The sequence below is a fragment of the Kitasatospora sp. NPDC059803 genome (assembly GCF_042732255.1).
Taxonomy (GTDB): domain Bacteria; phylum Actinomycetota; class Actinomycetes; order Streptomycetales; family Streptomycetaceae; genus Kitasatospora.
Genome location: NZ_JBHWIJ010000069.1, coordinates 1 through 22,543, shown reverse-complemented (window position 1 = coordinate 22,543; position 22,543 = coordinate 1). Strand labels below are relative to the sequence as shown.

The 22,543-nt window shown below is 77.3% G+C and carries 1 protein-coding gene and 1 pseudogene; both read right to left on the bottom strand.

Annotated features, from left to right (window positions below; translation table 11 throughout):
* On the bottom strand, positions 1–4,867 hold a 4,867-nt coding region (locus ACFV6I_RS14250), incomplete at its 3' end, for an amino acid adenylation domain-containing protein (protein WP_380425357.1).
* Positions 4,868–4,890: 23 nt separating this feature from the next.
* A pseudogene (locus ACFV6I_RS14245) lies at positions 4,891–22,524 on the bottom strand (non-ribosomal peptide synthase/polyketide synthase); the annotation flags it as partial.
* Positions 22,525–22,543 lie beyond the last annotated feature (19 nt).

The window sequence follows — 22,543 nt, the reverse complement described above, 5'->3', positions numbered from 1 at the left end:
CGCCCCCCACCGTCGGGGGGGGGGGCGCAACCCCGACACCCCCCCCTGCCGAAGTCCGCGGGGGCGGGGGCGGGCCCCCGCGCTCCGCCCGCGGGGGGGGGGGGGCCCCCCCCACGCCCTCCAGCAGCAGGCCGGCCTGGTCCACGTAGACGTCGTCGGGGCCGCCGACCAGGCGGTGGAAGAGCATGCCCTCCTGGAGCGGGGTGAGCGGCAGCAGGTCCTCGACGTCCCGCCCGGCTCCGGCGATCCGGTCCACCCCGGCCTGGTCCAGTCCGGCCAGCGGGTAGTCGGAGGGGGTGCGGCCGCTGGCGTCGGGGCGGGCGCAGTGCTCGACGATGCCGGTCAGTGCCGCGGCCGTGGCCTGCGCCAGTGCGCGGACGGTGGCCGTCTCGTGCGCCTGGTCGCTGTAGTGCCAGGTGAGCTCCAGTTCGCCGTCGGCGACGACGGCGGAGACGTCGAGCAGGTGGTCCAGGGGCTCGTCGGCGGCGAGCTCCCGGCCCGGCGCCTGGCCGGCGGGCGCGAAGTCGCCGGTCCCGGGGGCGGTCCACTGGCCATGGTAGGTGAAGCAGACCTGCGGCAGCGGACGGCCCTTCAGGGCGCCGGCGGCGGGCGGGCCGAGCCGGGCCAGGGCCTCGTAGCTCAGGCCCCGGCGGGGTACGGCGCGCAGCTGCTCCTTGACCTGCTTGAGGGTGGCGGCCCAGTCCGGGGCGCCGGCCGGGCCGGCCGGGGCGAGGGTGACGGGGTACTGGGTGGTGAACCAGCCGACCGTCCGGGAGAGGTCGACGCCGTCGACGAGCTCCTCGCGGCCGTGGCCCTCCAGGGCGATGGTCACCCGCTCGGTGCCCGTCCAGTCGGCGAGGGCCCGGCCCAGCGCGCTGAGCAGCACGTCGTTGACCTGGGTCCGGTAGGCCTCGGGGACGCTGCGCAGTAGGGCCTCGGTGGTGACGCGGTCGAGCCGGGTGCGCAGGGTGCGCACGGAGCCGGCCGTGGGGGTGCCGGGGTGGTCGACGGGCAGCGGGGCGGCCGGGGCCCTGGTCTCGGCGCTCCAGTAGGGCAGGTCGTCGTCGAGGCCTCCGGCCCGGACCAGTTCGGCGAGGTGGTGGGCCCAGTCGGTGAACGGGGTGGGCTCGGGCTCCAGGTGCGGGGCGTCCCCGGCCGCCGCCTGCCGGTAGGCCTGTTCCAGGTCGGCGAGCAGCACCCGCCAGGAGACGCCGTCGACGGCCAGGTGGTGGGCGGTCAGGACGAGTTGGGGCCGGGCGTCGCCGCGGGCCCGGAACAGGACGGCGCGCAGCAGGGTGCCGGTGGCCGGGTCCAGGGCGGCGCGGGCGGCGTCGGCGGCCTCGGCCCGTGCTGCTTCAGGGCCGGTGTCGGCGCCGGGGGCGGGCGGGTCGAGTCTGGTCAGCAGCCCGGTGCCCGGGTCCGCGACCGGCTCCTGGCGCCAGGTGCCCCCGGCGCGGGTGAAGCGGGTGCGCAGCGCCGGGTGGGCGGCCAGGACCGCCCGCAGCGCCTGGTCCAGGGCCGGCTCGTCGAGGTCGCGCGGCAGGTCGAGCAGCATCGACATGGTGAAGTGGCGCAGCGGGCCGTGGGCGGCGAAGAACCACTCCTGGACCGGGGTGAGCGGGGCCGGTCCGTCCGCGCGGCGCGGCCGGGGGGCCGGGGCGGCGGCCGGGCGGGCGGCGGCGACCAGGTCGGCGACGGTCTGGTGGCGGAAGACGTCCTGGGAGCCGATCCGCAGGCCGGCGGCGCGGGCCCGGGAGACGGCCTGGATGCTCAGGATCGAGTCGCCGCCGAGCTCGAAGAAGTTGTCGGTGACGCCGACCCGTACCACGCCCAGCACCTCGGCCCAGATCCCGGCGAGGGTCTCCTCCTCGGGGGTGCGCGGAGCCACGAACTCCCCTTCCCGCCCTTCGCCTTCGGGGTCGGGGGCGGGCAGTGCGCGGCGGTCCAGCTTCCCGCTGGTGGTGAGCGGCAGGGTGTCGAGCGCGGTGAACGAGGACGGCACCAGGTGGTCCGGCAGCACCCGCCGCAGGGCGGCGCGCAGGTCGGCGGACGGGCGGGCCGCGCCGTCGGCGAAGACCAGGTAGGCCGCGAGCCGGGTGTGGCCGCGCGCGTCGGGCACGGCGGCGACCGCGGCCGCGGCGACCTGCGGCAGGTCGAGCAGCGCCGCCTCGATCTCGCCGGGTTCGATCCGGTGGCCGCGCACCTTGACCTGGTCGTCGGCGCGCCCGAGGTACTCCAGGCTCCCGTCGGCCGTCCAGCGGGCCAGGTCGCCGGTGCGGTACATCCGGGCGCCGGGCGGCCCGTACGGGTCGGCGGTGAAGCGGGCGGCGGTCAGCCCCGGGCGGCCGGCGTAGCCGCGGGCGACCTGCTCGCCGGCGAGGTGGAGTTCGCCGCTCACCCCGGGCGGCACCGGCTGGAGCCGGTCGTCGAGGACGTAGGCCCGCAGGTTGGGCAGCGGGCGGCCCACCAGCGGCCGGTCACCGCCCGCGATGCGGCAGGCGAGCGCGTCGACGGTGCACTCGGTGGGGCCGTAGTAGTTGTAGGCGGCGACGTCCGGGTGCCCGGCGAGTTCGCGCCAGAGCCGGGGCCCGACGGCCTCGCCGCCGAGCATCAGCACCCGGGGGCGGTGGCGCGGGTCGTCGAGCAGTCCGGCGGGCAGCAGTTGGCGCAGGTAGGAGGGCGTCAGGTCGAGGAAGTCGACGCGGTGGCGCACGACGTACTCGACCAGGGCGGCCGGGTCCATCCTGGTGGTCTCGTCGACCAGGTGCAGCGGGTGGCCGTCGGCTATCAGCAGCACGCCCTCCAGGGAGGTGTCGAAGGAGAACGAGGCGGTCAGCGCCACGCGCAGCGGCCCGCCGCCCGCGTCGGCGACGAAGCCCGCCCGGTGGGCGGCGAGCAGGTTCACCACCGCGCGGTGCGGGACGGCGACGCCCTTGGGGCGGCCGGTGGAGCCGGAGGTGTAGAGCACGTACGCGGTGTTGGCGGGGTGCAGCGGGGCGGTCCGGTCGGCGTCGCCGGGGTCGGTGTCCGGGCCGGTGTCGGGCATTGCCCGGAGCGTCTGCTCGTCCAGGACCAGGGCCGGGCGGGCGTCGTCGAGCAGGTAGCGCAGGCGCTCGGCCGGCAGGGCCGGGTCCAGGGGCAGGTAGCCGGCGCCGGCCTTCCAGACGGCGAGGATCGCCACGATCATGTCGGCGGTGCGCGGCAGCCGCAGCGCGACCAGCCGTTCGGGGCCGGCGCCGCGGGCGATGAGCTGGTGGGCGAGCCGGTTGGCGCGGGTGTTGAGGGTCGCGTAGTCGAGCTGCTCGGCTCCGGCGACCAGGGCCGGGGCGTGCGGGGTCAGGGCGGCCCTGCGCTCGAACAGCTCGGGGTAGCCGGTGTCCTCGACGGGCAGCGCGGTGGCGTTCCAGTCCCGGGTGACCTGCCTGGTCTCCCGGGGTGAGAGCAGCGGCAGGGTGCCGAGCGGGCGGTCGGGTTCGGCGGCGGCGCCGGCCAGCAGCAGCAGGAGCTGGTCGGCCATCCGGCGGGCGGTGGGCGCGTCGAAGAGGTCGGCGCGGTACTCCAGCAGGCCGGTGAGCGCCTCGCCGTCCGGGACGAACTCGACGCTGAGGTCGAAGGTGGCGGCCTGCCGGGGCACGGCGACCGGGGCGGCTGCCGGCCCGTGCGGGGTGGTGGCCTCGGGCGGCGCGGGGTGCAGCAGGACCAGCACGTCGAACAGCGGGTTGCGGCCCGCCTGGCGGGGCGCGCCGACCGCCTCGACGAGCCGTTCGAAGGGCGTGTCGCCGTGCGCGAGCGCGTCGTTGCCGGTCTCGGTGGCGGCCGCGAGCAGGTCGCGGAAGGATCCGGCGGGCTCCACCCGGGTGCGCAGGACGACGGTGTTGACGAAGCAGCCGACGACCCGTTCCAGCTCGGTGCGGGAGCGCCCGGGCGTCAGGGAGCCGACGGTGACGTCCTGCTGGCCGGACCAGCGGGCCAGCAGCGCCTGGGTGGCGGCGACCAGGGCGGTGTGCAGGGTGCCGTGCCGCTCGGCCGCGAGCTCGCGCAGCCGGGCGGTGAGCGGCGCGGGGACGGTGAAGGCGTGGACGGCGCCGGGGCCGGCCTCCTCGCCGCGCCGCGGGTGGTCCAGCGGCAGTTCCGGCGGCACCGCACCGGCCAGTTTCGCCTTCCAGTGGGCCAGTTGGCCCTCCAGCCGGGCTCCGGAGAGCTGTTCGCGCTGCCACACCGCGAAGTCCGGGTACTGGACGGCCACCGGGGGCAGGTCCGGGGCGGCGCCGCGGGCCAGGGCCTCGTAGCCGGTGCACAGCTCGTCCAGGACGACGCCCATCGACCAGCCGTCGGTGACGATGTGGTGCGCCGTCACCTGCAGGACGTGCGAGCGGTCCGACTCGCGCACCAGCAGGGCGCGCAGCAGCGGCCCCTGCCGGAGGTCGAAGGGGCGGGAGTACTCCTGGAGCAGGATCGCGTCGAGGCTCTCCCCGTCGGCCGGCTCCCGGACGGGCAGCGGCACCGGACCGGCCGGCCGCACGGTCTGCACCGGGCGGCCGTCGGCCTCGTCGAAGGTGGTCCGCAGCCCCTCGTGGCGGGCCACGACGGCGGCCAGCGCCCCGGCGAGCGCCGCGCGGTCCAGCGGGCCGGTGAACCGTACGGCGACCGCGCTGTTGTAGCGGGGGTCGCCGGGGCGCAGCCGGTCCAGGAACCACAGGCGCTGCTGGACGAAGGAGGGCGGCAGCGGCCGGCTGCGGTCGGCTTGCGGGATGGACCGGTCGGCGGCGGCCCGGGCGCCGCCGGAGCGCCCGGCCAGCCGCAGGCGCAGCGCTTCGCGCAGGTCGGCGGGCAGGGCCTCGGCGCGGTCTCGCTTCGAAGGCGTCATGGTCGTCGGATCCTCACCGTTCGTCATCGTTCGTCATCGTCCGGGCCGCCGGACACGGCGTCCTCGAGTTCGCTCAGCACCTGGTCCTCCACCAGCTCCGCCAGGGCGGCCACGGTGCGGGAGACCAGGACGTCGCGGGGGGTGAGCGTGACACCGAAGGCATCGTTGGCGCGGGAGGCGATCAGCAGGGCCCGCATGGAGTCGCCGCCCAGTTGGAAGAAGTCGTCCGTCACGCCCACGGCCGTCCGCAGGGTCTCGGCCCAGATCTCGGCCACGGCCTCCTCGGTGGGCGTGCGGGGCGCCAGCCGGCCGGGCCGCTGCTCCTCCTCGGGTGCGGGGGCGGGCAGCGCGGCGCGGTCGGTCTTGCCGCTCGCGGTGAGCGGGAAGCGGTCGAGGACGGCGAAGGCCGAGGGGACGAGGTGGCCGGGCAGGGAGCGGGCGGCCAGGGCGCGCAGTTCGGCGCCGGTCGGCGGTTCGGCGCCGGGGGCCGCGAGCAGGTGCGCGACCAGGCGGGGCAGCCCGGGCTCGTCCTCCCGCACCGTCACCACGGCGTCCAGCACGGCCGGGTGGCGCACCAGGACGGCCTCGACCTCGCCCGCCTCGATGCGGTGGCCGCGCAGCTTGAGCTGGTGGTCGGTGCGGCCCAGGTAGTGCAGTTCGCCCCGGTGGTCGCGGCGCACCAGGTCGCCGGTGCGGTACATCCGGGTGCCGGGCGGCCCGTACGGGTCGGCGGTGAAGCGGGCGGCGGTCAGGCCCGGCCTGCCGAGGTAGCCGCGGGCCAGGGCCGGTCCGCTCAGCCACAGTTCGCCGGTGACGCCGTCGGGCACCGGCCGCAGCCGGGCGTCCAGGACATAGGCGCCGGTGCCTGGCAGCGGGCGGCCGATCGGCGGCGCGGCGCCGTCCGGGGCCAGCGGCGCGGACCAGGCGGCGACCACGGTGGCCTCGGTGGGGCCGTAGGAGTTGACCATGCGGTGGTGCGGGGCCCAGCGGGCCACCAGGTCGGCGCCGCACGCGTCGGCGCCGACCACCAGGGTCCTGAGCGCGGGCAGCGTGCCGGGGGTGTCGGCGGGCAGGGTGGCGAGGGCGGCCGGCGGCAGCAGGGTGTGGGTGATCGCCTCCGTCCGGAGCACCTCGGCCAGTTGGGCGCCGAGCAGCGGCCCGGGTGCGGGCACCACCAGCCGGGCGCCGTGCGGCAGGGACATGCACAGTTCGAGCACGGAGGCGTCGAAGCTGGGGGTGGCGAAGGCCAGCACCCGGTCCCCCGGGGCGACTTGGTAGTGCTCGGCCTCGGCGGCGGCGAAGGCGGCCAGCCCGCGGTGGGTGAGGACGACGCCCTTCGGGGTGCCGGTGGAGCCGGAGGTGTAGATGACGTAGGCGGGGTCGTCCAGGTCGAGCGGGCGGAGCCGGTCGGGGTCGGCGGGGCGGTGGCCGGGGGCGCCGTCCGGCGGGGCGGCCAGCAGCGCCGCGACCTCCTTGGCGTCCAGGGTGAGCGCGGGCGCCGCGTCGCGCAGCATGAACTCGACGCGCTCGTCGGGGTAGTGGGGGTCGACCGGCAGGAACGCGGCGCCGGTCTTCGCCACCGCCAGCTGGGCGAGCACCATGTCCGCCGAGCGCGGCAGCAGGAGGGCGACCACCTCGCCGGGGCCGGCGCCGCGCGCGATGAGCCGGTGCGCCAGGCGGTTGGCGTGCGCCTCGGCCTCGGCGAAGGTCAGCTCCAGTCCGGGGGCGCTCAGCGCCGGGGCGTGCGGCCGGCGGTCCACGGCGGCCTCGACCAGGGCGGGCAGGGCCGCCGGGGGCACCGGGCCGCCCGCCGGGCGGGCCGGGCCGCGCAGCAGCCGCTCGCGTTCCCCGGGCGGCAGCAGGTCGAGGTCGTCCAGGCGGGCGGCGCCGTCCGAGCCGGCCAGCGCGGCGAGGGTGTGCAGCAGTTGGGCGGCCAGTTTCTCCGCAGTGTCCCGGTCGATGTACCGGGGGTCGTGGCCGAGTTCGACGGCGAGCCGGTCGCCGGGCGAGACGACCACGGTGAGCGGGTAGTTGGTGGCCTCCCTGGCGTCCAGTTCGCGGATCAGCAGGCCGTGGGCGCCGGCCGTCGCGTCGCCGACCGGGTAGTTCTCGAAGACCACCAGGCTGTCGAACAGCGCCGTCCCGGGCGCCAGCCCGCTCAGGCCGTGCATCGCGGCCAGCGGCAGGTGGTCGAAGCGGCGGTCCTCGGCCTGCTCCTCCTGGAGCGCGCGCAGCCAGGCGGCACAGGGCTGGGCGCCGTCGACGGTGACGCGGGCGGGCAGGGTGGTGATGAACAGGCCGACGATGGCGTCGGAGCCGGCCAGGTCGGCCGGGCGCCCGGAGACGGTGGTGCCGAAGCACACCCGCTGCTCCCCGCTCCACCGCGACAGCAGCAGCGCCCAGGCGCCCTGCACCAGGGTGTTGAGGGTGAGGCGGTGCCGGCGGGCGAACTCCTGGAGCCGGTCCGTCTCGGCCTCGGCCAGGCGGTGCGAGAGCCAGGCGCCGGAGCGGGCCGTGTCGCCCTGGGCGGGCCTGCGGTCGTAGGGCAGCGCGGTGGTGGTGAGGTCCGCCAGGACGCCGCGCCAGTGCTCCGCGGCGGCGGCGGTGTCGCGGGCGGCGAGCCAGCCGACGTAGTCCGCGAAGGGCCGGCGCTCGGGCAGGCCCGGCCGGTCGCCGCGGGCGAGCGCGGCGTGGGCGGCCAGGACGTCGGACAGGACGTGGAAGACGCTCCACCCGTCGAGCAGCACGTGGTGGAAGGTCCACACCACGCGCGCCGCGTCCGGGCCGAGCCGGATCAGGTCGAGCCGCAGCAGCGGGGCCCGGTCCAGGGCCGGCGGGCGGGCCCGCTGGTCGGCGAGCAGCCGCTCCAGGCGGGCTTCGCGCTCGGCTTCCGGCAGTGCGCTCCAGTCGTGTTCGGTGACCGGCAGCGTCACGTCCCGGTGGACCACCTGGAGGGGTACGGGCACGTCGCGCAGGACGACGGCGGTGCGCAGCACGGGAGTGCGGTCGACGACGTGCTGCCAGGCGGCGGCCAGCGGCCGCAGGTCGCGGGCGCCGTCCAGCACGAAGGTGATCTGCTCGACGTACAGGCCGTGTTCGGCCTCGTCCAGGCCGTGCAGCACCATGCCGGTCTGGGTGGGGGTGAGCGGCTGGATCTCCGTCACGTCCCGTCCGGTGCCGGCCAGTCGGTCGACGGCGGCCTGGTCCAGGGCGGCCAGCGGGTAGTCGGCGGGGGTGCGTCCGCCCGCGCCGGGTTGGGCGCAGTGGCGGACGATCTCCCGCAGCTCGTCCAGCAGTTCGGCGGCGAGCCGGGCGACGGTGGCGCGGTGGTGCACCGCGCGGGAGTACGACCAGGTGAACGCCAGCTTCCCGTCGCTCACCCGGCCGAGCACGTCCAGCAGGTGCGGACGGTCCGCGGCCCGGTCCATGCCGCCGGTGAGCGGGCCGGCCGGGGCGTGCAGCAGGCCGCCGGGGGTAAGGGTCCGGTCCTGCCGGCCCAGGTAGTTGAAGCCGATCTGCGGCAGGTCGGGCAGCCGCCGTGGCGGGTCGGGCAGCCGGGGGTCGGCGGCGGGCCGCAGGTGGCGCAGGGCGCCGTAGCCGAGCCCGCCGCGCGGTACGGCGCGCAGGTTCTCCTTGACGGTCTTCAGGGCGGTGCCGGTGTCGGCGTCCCGGGGCACGTCCAGGGCCACCGGGTACAGCGTGGTGAACCAGCCGACGGTCCGGGAGAGGTCGACCCCGTCGAACAGTTCCTCGCGGCCGTGGCCCTCCAGGGTGACCGTCACCCGGTCCCGGCCGGTCCAGCGGGCCAGCACCCGGCCCAGGGCGCAGAGCAGGACGTCGTTGACCCGGGTGCGGTAGACCTCCGGGACGTCCTGGAGCAGCCGGCGGGTGTCCTCGGCGTCGAGGGCGAGGTCCAGCGACTCCTCGGTGGCGGCCGTGTTGGCGCCGTCGAGGTCGGTCGGCAGGGCGGTCGCGGCGCCGTGCTCCAGGCCGTACCAGTGGGCGTGCTCGTCGTCGAAGCCGCCGGCCGCGGTGTGCTCGGCGAGCCGTTCGGCCCAGGCCCGGAAGGAGGTGGTCTTGGGGCCGAGGTCGGGCCGCCCGCCCGCGCTCAGCGCGCGGTGGGCGGTGTCCAGGTCCTCCAGGAGGACGCGCCAGGACACCGCGTCGACCACCAGGTGGTGCGCGGCCAGCAGCAGGACGGGGCGCCGCTCGCCGTCGAAGCGGCACAGCGCGGCCCGCAGCAGCGGCCCTTCGGCCAGGTCGAAGCCTGCGGCCAGGCGCTCGCCCAGCTCGCGCAGCGTCGCCTCGCGCTCCTGCGCCGGGGCGGCGGGCAGTTGATGCGTGCGCAGCTCCGGCAGGTCGCCGGGCGCGGTGCCGTGCTGGCGCCACCGCCCGTCGCCGAGCGGCTGGAACCGCAGGCGCAGCGCGTCGTGGCGGTCCAGGACGGCGGCGAGCGCGGCCCGCAGCAGGGGCTCCTCGGTGTCGGGGGCGAGGGTGAAGGAGACCGACTGGGTGAACTGGGCGGTGTCCCCGCCGAGGGTGTCCAGCAGCCAGTGCTGAACGGGGGTGAGCGGGGCGTCGCCGACCACGGCGCCCTGTTCGGCGGCGACCGCCGGGCTCGGCGACTCTTCGGCGGCGAGGGCGAGTTCGGCCAGGGTCTGGTGGGCGAACAGGTGCCGGGGGGTGAGCGCGAGGCCGGCCCGGCGGGCCGCGGAGACGATCTGGATGCCCAGGATCGAGTCGCCGCCGAGCGCGAAGTAGTTGTCGTCCGCGCCCACCTCGGGCACGCCGAGCACCTCGCGCCAGATCGCGGCGAGGGTGCGTTCGGTCGCGGTGCGCGGCGGTCGGTCGCCGCGTGCGGCCGGGGTGGCCCACACCGGGGCGGGCAGCGCGCGGCGGTCGAGTTTGCCGGTGGCGCCGAGCGGCAGCCGCTCCAGCGGCACCACCAGCGCGGGCACCAGGTGGTCGGGGAGGGTGCTCCCGAGGAAGGCGCGCCACTCGACGGGGTCGGGCAGTGCGCCGTCGCGGGCCACCGCGTAGCCCACCAGGCGCCGGTGGCCGTCGTGGTCGACGACCCGGGCGGCGGCGGCCGACACCTGCGGGTGGCGGGCCAGGGCGGCCTCGACCTCGCCGAGTTCGATCCGGAAGCCGCGCACCTTGACCTGGTCGTCCGCGCGGCCGAGGTAGCCGAGGTCGCCGTCGGCCGTCCAGCGCACCAGGTCCCCGGTGCGGTACATCCGGCGCCCGGGCGGGCCGAAGGGGTCGGGCAGGAACCGGGCGGCGGTCAGGCCCGGGCGGCGCAGGTAGCCGCGGGCGACGCCGGTGCCGGCCAGGTACAGCTCCCCCGGCGCGCCGACGGGCACCGGGCGCAGCCGGTCGTCCAGGACGTAGGCCCGGGCGCCGCCGACCGGGCGGCCGATCGGCGGGTCCCGGTCGGGGTCGGCGGGGTCGCAGGCGAAGGCGGTGGCGTAGACGGTGGCCTCGGTGGGGCCGTAGATGTTCAGCACCCGGCAGCCGGGGACGGCCTCGCGCAGCCGGCGCACGGTCCGGGCGGGCAGGGCCTCGCCGGCCAGGACGACGGTGTCCGCGCCGAGGTGCACGGCGTCCTCCGCGAGGAGGCCGCCCAGGGCGGAGGGCACCGCGCTGAGCAGGCCGGCCCGCCACGGCCCGGGGCGCTCGGCCAGGGCCAGCAGGTCCCGGACGAGCTCCACGCAGCCGCCGGCGAGCAGGGGCGAGAAGATCTCGAACACCGACACGTCGAAGTTGAGCGAGGTGGCGGCCACCACGTGGGCCAGGCCGTGGTCGGCGAACTCGGCGGCGGCCCAGTCGGTCAGGGCCAGCACCGAGGCGTGGGCGACCACGACGCCCTTGGGGCGGCCGGTCGAGCCGGAGGTGTGGATGACGTACGCGGGGTGCTGCGGCAGCAGGGCGCCGAGCCGTTCGTCGTCGCGCACGGTGTCGGGGCGGGCGGCGGCGAGCCGTCCGGCGCACCCGGGGTCGTCGAGCACGATCCGGGTGAACGGGCCCGCCGGCAGCCGCCCTCCGGTCTGCGTGTCGGTGACCACGGCGTCGGGGCGGACGTCCGCGAAGAGGAACGCGATCCGCTCCACCGGGTACCCGGGGTCGACCGGCAGGTAGGCGGCGCCGCTCCTGAGCACCGCCAGCAGCGCCACGGCCAGGTCGGCGGTGCGGGGCAACGCGAGCGCGACGAACCGCTCGGGCCCGGCGCCGGCCGCGATCAGCAGCCGGGCCAGCCGGTTGGCCCGTTCGTCGAGCTCCCGGTAGGTCAGCAGCACGTCGCCGCAGCGGACGGCCGGGGCGTCGGGCGTGCGGGCGGCCTGCCGGGCGAAGGCCTCGGGCACGGTGTCCTGCGGTGCCTCGACCACCGCCCCGCCGAAGCGGTCGACGAGTTCGCGCCCCCGCGGCGGGTCGAGCAGCGGCAGCTGCGCCGTCGGCCGGTCGAGGCCGGCCGCCATCGCCGTCAGCAGGGTGTGCAGGCCCGCCCCGAGCGCCTCGACGGTGGCGGTGTCGAAGACGGCCGGGTCGTGGTCGAGGCTGACCGCGATGGCGTCGCCGGGGGCGACCACCACGCCGAGCGGGTAGTTGGTCGGCTCCAGGACGTGCTCGGTCTCGACGCCCAGGCCGTGCCGGGTCAGCGCCTGCGCGTCGAACGGGTAGTTCTCGAAGACCACGATGCTGTCGAACAGGGCGGTGCCGCCCGGCAGTTCGCTCCAGTTCTGGAGCTGCGCCAGGGAGACGGCGTCGTACCGGCGGGCCTCCGACTGGGCGTCCTGGAGCTCCCGCAGCCACTCCAGCAGCGAGCGGCCGGCGTCGATCCGCACCCGGGTGGGCAGGGCGTTGATGAACAGCCCCACCATCGAGGTGACGCCCGGGAGTTCGGCGGGCCGGCCGGAGACGATCGTGCCGAAGACCACGTCGTCCCCGCCGCCGTAGCGGGAGAGCAGCAGCGCCCAGGCGCCCTGGAGCACGGTGTTGACGGTCAGCCCGGCCTGCCGGGCGGTGGTCCGCAGCCGCTCCGACAGGTCGTTGTCGAGGGTCACCCGCACCGATGCCGATGACGACGCGCGGTGCGCCTCGGCCGGGCGCCGGTCGCGGGGCAGTTCGGTGGGGGCGGGGAACCCGGCCAGGGTGTCGCGCCAGTACCGCTCGACCCGCGCCGGGTCCTGCCCGGACAGCCAGCGCAGGTAGTCGGCGAAGGGGGCGCGCACGACCGGGTTCGGCCGGCGCCCGGCGGCCAGGGCGGCGTAGCGCTCGCACACCTCGTCGAAGACCTGGGCCGCGCTCCACCCGTCGAGCAGGACGTGGTGGAAGGTCCACACCACCCGCACCCGGGTCGGCGACAGCCGGACCAGGGACAGCCGCATCAGCGGCGCGGCGGCCAGGTCGAGGCCGGCCGCGCGGTCCTCGGCGAGCAGCCGGGCGGTGTCCCGCTCGACCCGGTCGGCCGGGCGGCCCGTCCAGTCGTGGTGGGTCACCGGGACGGCGGCCCGGTGCTGCACGACCTGGAGCGGCTCGGCGGTGTCCTGCCAGGCGAGCCGGGTGCGCAGCACCGCGTTGGCGTCCACGGTCTGCTGCCAGGCGGCGGCCAGGGCGTGCGGGTCGGTGACCCCGGAGAGGACCAGCTGGACCTGGTTGACGTAGGTGTGGGCGTCCGGGTCCAGCAGGCTGTGGAAGAGCATGCCCGCCTGCATCGCCGTCAGCGGGTACACGTCCGCGACGGAGCGGCCGTCCCCGGCGATCCGGTCCACCGCCGCCTGGTCCAGCCGTGCCAGCGGGAAGTCGGCGGGGGTGCGGCCGCCGGCGCCGGGCTCGGCGCAGTGGGCGACGAGGTCCTCCAGGGCGCGCAGCATGGCGTCCGCGAGCGCGGTGACGGTCCGTTCGTGGTGCCGGCCGGCGCTGTAGTACCAGCCGATCTCCAGCCGGTCGTCCTCGACCCGGGCGACGACGTCCAGCAGGTGCGGGCGCTCGGTGCCGGGCGCCTCCGTGCCGCCGAGGCCGCCGGGGACGGCGCGCACCAGGGCGGCGCCGTCGGCGGACCAGTCGAAGCGGCCCAGGTAGTTGAAGCTGATCCCGGGGGCCGGGGCGTCGGCGAGCTCTTCGTCCCGGGCGAGGTGGCGCAGCGCGCCGTAGCCGAGGCCGCGCTCCGGCACCGCCCGCAGCTGCTCCTTGACGGCCTTCAGCGCGGTGCCCCAGTCCCCGTCCGGGACGTCGAGGGCGACGGGGAAGAGCGAGGTGAACCAGCCGACCGTGCGGGACAGGTCGACGTCCTCGAACAGCTGGTCCTCGCGGCCGTGCCCCTCCAAGCCGATCGCGACGGTGCTCCGCCCGGTCCACTCGGCGAGCACCCGGCCCAGGGCCGTGAGCAGGACGTCGTCGATCCGGGTGCGGTAGACCCCGGGGACCTTGCGCAGCAGGCGCCCGGTGCGCTCGCGGTCCAGCCGGACGGTGACGGCGCGCAGGTCGGCGGCGGTGTTGCCGCCGTCGCCGTCCACCGGCAGCGCGGCCGCGCAGTGCCGGGCGGCCGCCGCCCAGTGGGCGTGCCGGCCCGCGAAGCCGCCGGCCGCGGTGTGCTCGCGCAGGCGGCGGGTCCACTCCCGCACGGAGGTGGTGCGGGCGGGCAGGCGCAGCGGCCGGCCCTCCACGGCCTGCCGGTAGGCGGTCTCCAGGTCCTCCAGCAGGATCCGCCAGGAGACGCCGTCGACGACCAGGTGGTGGACGGCCAGCAGCAGCCGGGCGGGCCGGGTGCCGTCGGTGGTGAACAGGCGGGCGGTGAGCAGCGGGAGGGTGTCCAGCCGGAACGCGGCGTGCGCGGCCTCGGTGGCCCGGGCCTCGGCGGCCTCGGCCGCCGCCCGGTCCAGGGCGCCGAGGTCGACGACCTCCAGCAGCTCGGGCGCGGCGGCGTCCGCGGGGGCGCAGTGCTGCTGCCAGGCGCCGTCCGTCCCGGTGGTGAAGCGGGAGCGCAGGGCGTCGTGGTGGGCCCACAGGGCGGTCAGGGCGCGGCGCAGGGCCTGCGGGTCGACCTCGCCGGGCGCCTCCACCACGACGGACTGGTCGAAGGACGCGGCGTACGGCGGGTGCGGGTCGAGGAACCAGTGCTGGATGGGCGTCAGGCCCACCTCGCCGCTGACGGGTTCGGTCCCGGCGACGGTGGCGGCGGTGCCGGCGACGGCGGCCAGCGCGGCGACGGTGGGGTGCCGGAACAGGTCGCGGGGGGACAGCGCGAGACCGGCGGCGCGGGCGCGGGAGACGACCTGGATGCTCAGGATCGAGTCGCCGCCGAGCAGGAAGAAGTCGTCGTCGACCCCGACCCGCTCCACGCCGAGCAGCTCCGCCCAGATCGCGGTGAGGACGCGTTCGGTGTCGGTGCTCGGGGCGCGGTGGGCGCGGTCGCCCGCCGCCGACCAGTCGGGGGCGGGCAGCCGCCGGCGGTCCACCTTGCCGTTGGCGGTCAGCGGCAGTTCGGAGACCGTGACGAAGGCCGCGGGCAGCATGTAGTCGGGCAGGTCGGCCGCCAGGTGGGCGCGCAGCGCCGTGGCGGAGGGCGGCTCGGCGCCGCCGGCCGGCACCAGGTGGGCGGCCAGCCGCTTGCGCCCCGCGTCCTCGTGGAGCGAGACGACGGCCTCGGCGACGGCCGGGTGGGCGGTGAGCCGCGCCTCGATCTCGGCGGGTTCGATGCGGAAGCCGCGGATCTTGATCTGGTCGTCCGCGCGGCCCACGAAGTGCAGTTCACCGTCCTCGCTCCACCGGGCGGTGTCGCCGGTGCGGTACATCCGGCCGCCGGGCGGCCCGAAGGGGTCGGCGAGGTAGCGGGCGGCGGTCTCGCCGGGCCGGCCCGCGTAGCCGCGCGCGACGCCGGCGCCGGCGATGTACAACTCGCCGGTGATGCCGGGCGGTTGCGGCTGGAGGGCGCCGTCCAGCACGTACACCCGGGTGTCGTCCAGCGGGCGTCCGATCGGCAGCACGGCGGGCAGCCGGTCACCGGGGCGGAAGGCCCGGCGGGTCGCGAACGTGGTGGTCTCGGTCGGGCCGTAGCCGTCGACCACGGTGAGGTCGGGGCAGGCCTCCAGGACGCGGCGCACGACCGCGCCGGGCACCGCCTCGCCGCCGGTCCACACCTCCCGGGCGCCGCGCAGGCAGCCCGGGTCCTCCTGGGCGAGGAGCCGGAACAGGCCGGCGGTCAGCCACAGGCACTGCACGCCCTGCTCGGTGACGGCGCGGCGGACGGCGGCGGCGTCCAGGTCCTCCGGCGGGGCCAGCACGGCGGTGCCGCCGCGCAGCAGCGGCACCCACAGCTCGTAGGTGGCGGCGTCGAAGGCGTGCGGGGAGTGCACGAGCACCCGGTCGTGGCCGGCGAAGGCACGGTCCAGGGCGAGCGCGGCGACGTCGCGCCGGCGCACCGCGACGCCCTTGGGGGTGCCGGTGGAGCCCGAGGTGAACATCAGGTACTGGACGTTGTCGGGGTGGAGCGCCGGGGCCGCGGCCGGGGCCGGGGCCGGGGCCGGGCCCGGCCGGGCCGCGAAGGTCTGCCCGTCGACGCGAAGCACTTGCCCGTCCGGCCGCAGTTCGCGGGCCATCCGGTCCCCGTGCGCGTCGGTGAGCAGCAGGTCCGCGCCGGCCTCGGCCAGCATCAGGTGCAGCCGCTCGCGCGGCGCCCTGCCGTCCAGCGGCACGTAGACCCCGCCGGTCCGGACCAGCGCCAGCTGGGCGACGACCAGGTCGACGGAGCGGTCCATGAGCACGCCGACCGGGCGTTCGGCGCCGACGCCGAGCGCGGCCAGCCGGCCGGCCAGGGCGGCGGCGCGGGCGTCGAGGTCGCGGTAGCCGAGGCGCTCGTGGCCCGCCTCCACGGCGACGGCGTCCGGGCGGCGGCGCACCTGCTCGGCGAACAGGTCCGCGATGTCGCGCTCGGTCCGTCCGACGGCGGTGGCGTTCCAGTCGACGAGGATCCGTCGGCGCTCCCCGGCGGTCAGCAGCGGCACGCGCGCGGGCGGGCCCCCGGCGCCCCCGGGCAGTCCCGTCAGGACGGCCGTGAGCTGCCCGGCCATCCGCCGGACGGTGGCCTCGTCGAACAGCCGCGGGTCGTAGCACAGCCGCAGGGCCAGCTCCGGCCCCGGGTAGGCCAGCAGGGCGAGCGGGTAGTTGGTGGTCTCGATGCCGTCCAGGTCGCGCAGGCGCAGGCCGTGCGCGGCGGCCGCATCGTCCTCGACCGGGTAGTTCTCGAAGACGACGATGCTGTCGAACAGGGCGGTCTGCTCGGGGAGGACGGTGGCGGCCCGCAGGCGGGTGAGCGGGACGAAGCCGTGGCGCCGGTCCTCGCCCTGCTCCCGTTGCAGCGTGCGGAGCCAGTCGAGCAGGGTGCCGTCGGCGGGCACGGCCGTCCGGGTGGGCAGGGTGGTGATGAACAGGCCGGTCATCGTCTCGACGCCGGGCAGCTCGGGCGGCCGCCCGGACGAGGTGGTGCCGAACACCACCTCGTCCCGGTTCGCCTGACGGCCCAGCAGGATCGCCCAGGCGCCCTGGACCAGGGTGTTCAGGGTCAGGCCGGAGCCTCGCGCGAGGCCTTCCAGCGCCCGGGTCGCGGCGGCGGGCAGGGTGAACGGCACGGCCCGGGTGGATTCCGCGCGGTGGCTCTGGCGCGGCTCGCGGTCGTACGGCAGCGGCGTCGGCTCGGCCAGCCCGGCCAGGCGCCCGCGCCAGTGCCGCTCGGCCTCCGCCGGGTCGCGCTCGCACAGCCAGGCCACGAAGTCGCGGTAGGGCCGGCGCTCCGGCACCGTGCCGTACGGGACGGTGCCGTACGGGACGGTGCCGTACGGGACGGTGCCGAAGGACTCGGTGCCGGATGGCAGGGTGCCGGACGGGACTTCTCCCGTCTCCGGCCCGGAGCGGGTCAGCGCGGCGTGCACGGCGAACACGTCGGACAGCACCTGGAAGAGGCTCCAGCCGTCCAGGACGAGGTGGTGGAAGGACCACAGCACGCGCACCCGGGTGTCGGAGAGGCGGATGAGCAGCAGCCGCTGGAGCGGGGCCCGGGCCAGGTCCAGCCCGCGGGCCCGGTCGCGGTCCAGGAGCTCGGCCAGCCGGCCCCGGCGCTCGGGCTCGGACAGCTCGCGCCAGTCCAGGTGGGTGACCGGCACGGCCGCCCGCCGCCGCACCACCAGCAGCGGCTCGGGCACCTCCTGCCAGCGGACGTGGGCGCGCAGCACCGGGGTGCGGTCGGTGACCCACTGCCAGGCGGCGGCGAGCCGCCCCGGGTCGGGCACGCCGTCCAGGACGAAGTCGAGCTGCTGGAAGTAGGCACCGCTGTCCTCCTCGGCGAGGCCGTGGAAGAGCATCCCGGACTGGGTCGGCGTCAGCGGGAGGACGTCCTCCACCGCGCCCGGGTCGCCGTCGGTGATCAGGTCCACGGCCGCCTGGTCGAGCCGGGCCAGCGGGAAGTCGGACGGGGTGCGCCCGGCGGCGCCCGGGCGGGCCGCGTACCGCGCGAGGTCGGCCAGCTCGGCGGCGAAGTGCCGGGCCAGGGCCTCGACGGTGTCGCGCCGGTGCACGGCGCCGGAGTAGAACCAGCTGAACTCCAGCGCGTCGCCGTCGAGTCGGCCGACCACCTCCAGGGCGTGCGGGCGCTCGACGTGCGGGTCGGCGTCCAGTTCCAGGGGCCGGAAGGTGCCGCGGTAGAGCCCGGCCGCGTCCTGCGGGAAGGACATCCGGCCGAGGTAGTTGAAGCTGATCCGCGCGGCCGGGGCGTCGGGGGCCGTGCCTGGGCGCCCCAGGTGGCGCAGGGCGTCGAAACCGAGGCCCCGTCGGGGGACGGCGCGCAGCTGCTCCTTGACCCGCTTGAGGACGCCGTCCCAGTCGGCCCCGGCGGGCACGGCCAGCGCCACGGGGTGCCGGGTGGTGAACCAGCCGACCGTGCGGCTCAGGTCGAGGTCGGCGAACAACTCCTCGCGCCCGTGCCCCTCGACGTCCACCACGACCCGCTCCAGCCCGCTCGCCCCGCACAGGGCCCGGCCGAGGGCGCTCAGCAGCACGTCGTTGGCCTGGGTGCGGTAGGTGTCGGGCAGGGTCCGCAGGAGGGCGGCGGTGTCGGCGGCGTCGAGGCGCACGGTGACGGAGCGGGCCGAGGCGTGGGTGTCGGCCCCCGCGAGGTCGGCCGGGAACGGGTCCACCGGGGCGTCACCGTCCTGCGCGGGGACGGCCCGCGCCCAGTACTCCGTCTCGTCCTCGAAGCCGCCGGCCGCCGCGTACGCGCCGAGCCGCTGCCCCCACTGCCGCAGCGGCGAGGACTTCGCCGGCAGGGCCGCCGCCCCGTCCCGGCCGTCGCGGCGGGCGCGGTAGGCCGCGTCGAGGTCCTCCGCCAGCACCCGCCAGGAGACCCCGTCGACGACCAGGTGGTGGACGGCCAGGTGCAGGACCGGCGGCAGCCCCGCACCGCGCTCGTGCAGCACGGCGCGCAGCAGCGGGCCGTCGCCGCCGCCCAGGTCGAAGGGGCCGAAGTGCGGGGTGTCGCCGTCCGGGCCGGTGTGCCGGCCCAGGCGGATCCGGGGCGCCCGGTCGTCGATCCGCCAGCGCACGCCGCCGGGCTCTCCGTTACGGGGCTCCCCGTCGCGGGGCTCCGCGGGGTCGGGCTCGCCGGCCTCGGCCGTGAAGGCCGAGCGCAGCGCGTCGTGGTGGGCGACCACGTCGTTCAGAGCGTCCTCCAGCGCCGCCCGGTCCACGTCGGCGCCCAGCAGGAGGGAGAGCGCCTGGTTGAAGTGCCCGGCGCGCCCGGCGGCCCGGTCGAGCCACCAGCGCTGGATCGGGGTCAGGACGCCCGCCCCGGTGGCGGCCACCCGGGCGGTCACGGCCGGCCGTTCGGCGTCGTCCGCGCACCGGGCCAGCGCGGCGACCGTCTGGTGCCGGTAGAGGTCCCCGGAGGTCACCGCCAGCCCCACCTGCCGGGAGCGGGCCACCACCTGGATGCCGAGGATGGAGTCGCCGCCGAGGTCGAAGAAGTTGTCGTCCGCGCCGACCCGCTCCAGCCGCAGCACCTCCGCCCAGATGGTGGCGAGCGCCTGTTCGGCGGGGGTTCGGGGCGCGACGTGGCGTACGGCGGGCACGGCCGGCCCCGGGTCGGGCAGCCGGCTCCGGTCGAGCTTGCCGTTGGGGTTGAGCGGCAGCGCGGGCAGCGGCACGACGACCGAGGGCGCCAGGTAGTCGGGCAGGGCCAGGCCGAGCGCCCGGCGTACGGCCTCGGGCTCCACCCGGCCGCCCGGGACGGGGACCACGTAGCCGACCAGGCGCCGGTTTCCCTCGCCGTCGGCGACGGTGGCGGCCGCCTCCGCCACGCCCTCGCAGCGCCGCAGCGCCTCCTCCACCTCACCCAGTTCGATCCGGAAGCCGCGCACCTTGACCTGCTGGTCGATCCGGCCGAGGTACTCCAGCTCGCCGTCGGCGTTCCACCGCACCCGGTCTCCGGTGCGGTACATCCGCTCCCCCGGCGCGCCGTACGGGTCGGCGACGAACCGGGCGGCGGTGAGCCCGGGGCGGCCCAGGTAGCCGCGCGCCAGACCGCCGCCCCCGAGGTACAACTCGCCGACCACGCCCGGCGGTTGCGGGCGCAGCCCGGGGTCGAGGACGTACGTCCGGGTCAGCGCGAGCGGCCTGCCGATCGGCGGCGCCTGCTCCGGCAGCCGGTCACCGGCGAACCAGGCGGTGGCGTAGACGGTGGCCTCGGTGGGGCCGTAGATGTTGGCGATCGCGCTGCCGGGCAGGGCGCGCCGCAGGTCGCCCACCGCCTGGGCGGAGAGGGCCTCGCCGGCCAGCACGACGGTGCCCGCGTCGACCGGGGCGGCGCCCCCGGCGAGCAGTCGGGAGATCACCGAGGGCACGCCGCTGACCAGGCCGACGCGGCGCGGGGCCGGCTCCTCGGCGAGGGCGGCGAGGTCGGCGACCACCTCGACGCTGCCGCCCGCCAGCAGCGGGCAGAGCAGCTCGAAGACCGACACGTCGAAGTTGAGCGAGGTGGCGGCGAGCACGTGGTCCAGCCCGCCGGGCCCGAACCGCTCGGCCGCCCAGCGGGCGAGGGCGACGACGCTGCGGTGGGTGATCACGACGCCCTTGGGCCGGCCGGTCGACCCCGAGGTGTAGATGACGTAGGCGGGGTGCTCCGGCAGCAGCGGCCGGAGGCGGTCGGCGTCCGTAAGATCGGCGTCCGCCGAATCAGCGCCCGCCGGGTCGGGGGCGAGGCCGGCGCCGTCCTCCAGCAGCAGGACGGGCCACCCCTCGGGCAGCGCGGCCGCCGTCTCCCGGGTGGCGAGGACCAGCGCGGGCCCGGCGTCCGCCAGCATGAAGCGGATCCGCTCGGCCGGGTAGCCCGGGTCCACCGGCAGGTACGCCGCACCCGACTTGAGCACCGCCCACAGCACCGACGGCAGGTCGGCGGAGCGCGGCAGGCACAGCGCGACCAGCCGCTCGGGGCCCGCGCCCCGGGCGACCAGCAGCCGGGCGAGGCGGTTGGCCCGCCGGTTGACCTCCGCGTAGTCCCGCCGCACCGGGCCGCAGCCGACGGCGGTCCGCCCGGGCGCGCGGGCCGTCTGCGCCTCGAACAGCACGGGCAGCACGGGCAGCACGGTGTCCGGGAGGTCGCGGGCGCCGTGCGCGGGCGGGTTCCAGGAGTCGAGCAGCGTGCGCTGCTCCTCCTCGGAGAGCATGGGCAGTTCGGCGAGGATGCGCTGCGGGCCGTCCGCCATGCCCGCCAGCAGGCGGTGCAGGTGGCGCGCCATCCGGGCCACGGTCCGGGCGTCGAACAGGTCCGTGTTGTACTCCACCGTCAGCGCGCAGCCGTCGGTGTCCTCCGGGGTGAACTCCAGCACCAGGTCGAACCGGGCGGCCGGGCGGGGCAGCGGGTGGTCCTCGAAGCGCAGGCCTCCGGCGGGCGGCGGGGTGGTGGGGCTCTGCTGGACGACCATGACCTGGACCAGCGGGGTGCGGCTCGGGTCCCGGGGCGGGGCCAGTTCCTCGACCACCCGGTCGAAGGGCACCGCCGCGTGGGCGAAGGCGTCCAGCAGGGTGGTGCGCACGCTCTCCACGAACCGGTCGACGGTGGCCCGCTCGTCCACGTCGCCGCGCAGCACCACGGTGTTGACGAAGAAGCCGGTCACCTCCTCCAGCTCCCGCCGGTCGCGCCCGGTGGTGACGGTGCCGAACGCCACGTCCCGCTGGCCGGAGTAGCGCGAGAACAGCAGCGCGGACGCCCCCGCGAACAGGGTGAACAGCGTCGTGCCGCGGCCCGCGGCGAGGTGCCGCAGCCGGGCCACCAGTTCGGCCGGGAGGCGGTGGCGGTGCGCCGCGCCGTTCGTCGTGCGCTGGGCGGGCCGGGGCCGGTCGGTGGGCAGTTGCAGGGGTTGCAGCTCCGCCAGGTTCCGCTTCCAGTAGGCGAGGTCCGGCGCGTCCTCCGCCCCGGCGCCCTCGGTCCGCCGGCGCTGCTCCCAGCGCGCGAAGTCGGGGTACTGGAGGGCGGGGGCGGCGAGCGCGTCCGGTTCGCCGGAGACCTCCGCCCGGTAGAGCGCGGCCAGTTCGCGGGTGAGGACGCCCACCGACCAGCCGTCGGTGATGATGTGGTGCTGCGCCAGCAGCAGCAGGTGCTCGTCGGCGGCGAGGCGGACCAGCAGTGCCCGGGCGAGCGGGCCGTCCGTCAGGTCGTAGGGCCGGTTCAGCTCCTCGGTCAGCAGCCGTTCGGCCGCCTCGGCGCGCTCCCCGGCAGGCCGGTCGCCGACGTCCGCGGTGCGCAGCGGCAGGGTGCCCGCCGCCGCGACGCGCTGCACGAGCTGCCCGTCGACGGTGGCGAAGGTGGTGCGCAGCGAGTCGTGACGGGCGGCGAGCCGGCCGAGGGCCCGGCGCAGGGCCTCCGGGTCCGTCGTTCCGTGCAGCCGCAGGGCGACGCCGGTGTTGTACTCCGTCCCCCCGACGGTGAGGTCGTCGAGGAACCACAGGCGGCGCTGGGCGCTGGACAGCGGCAGCGGCTCCTCGCGCGGGGCGGGCGGGATCGGCTCCGGCGGCGCGGCGGTGTGCCGCTCGTCCACCAGCGGGGCCAGGGCGGCGACCGTCCGCGCGGTGAAGACGTCCCGGAGTGTGAGCCGGACGCCCAGCCGCTCGGCGACCCGGGCCAAGGTCCGGGCGGCGAGGATCGAGTCGCCGCCCAGGTCGAAGAAGTCGTCCGTCGCGCCCACCGCGTCGACGCCGAGGACCTCGGCCCAGATGGCGGCCAGGGCGCGTTCGCGCTCGGTGCTCGGGGCGACGGATCCGGCCGCCCCGGGGCGGCCGGGCGCGGGCAGCGCCTGCTGGTCGATATTGTGCTGCGGGGTGAGCGGCAGCGCGGCCAGGACGACGACGGCGGACGGCACCAGGTGGGCCGGCAGGGCGGCGGCCAGTGCCGCGCGCAGCTCCGCCGGATCCGGGGCGTGCTCGTGGTCGGCGGGCGTGGCGTAGCCGACCAGGCGTTCGCGGCCCGGTTCGTCCTCCCGGACCACGACGACGGCCTGGTCGACGGCGGGGTGCGCCCGCAGGGCGGCCTCGATCTCCCCCGGTTCGATCCGGAAGCCGCGGATCTTCACCTGCCGGTCGAGCCGGCCGAGGAACACCATCTCCCCGTCGGCCGTCCACCCGGCCCGGGCGCGGGTG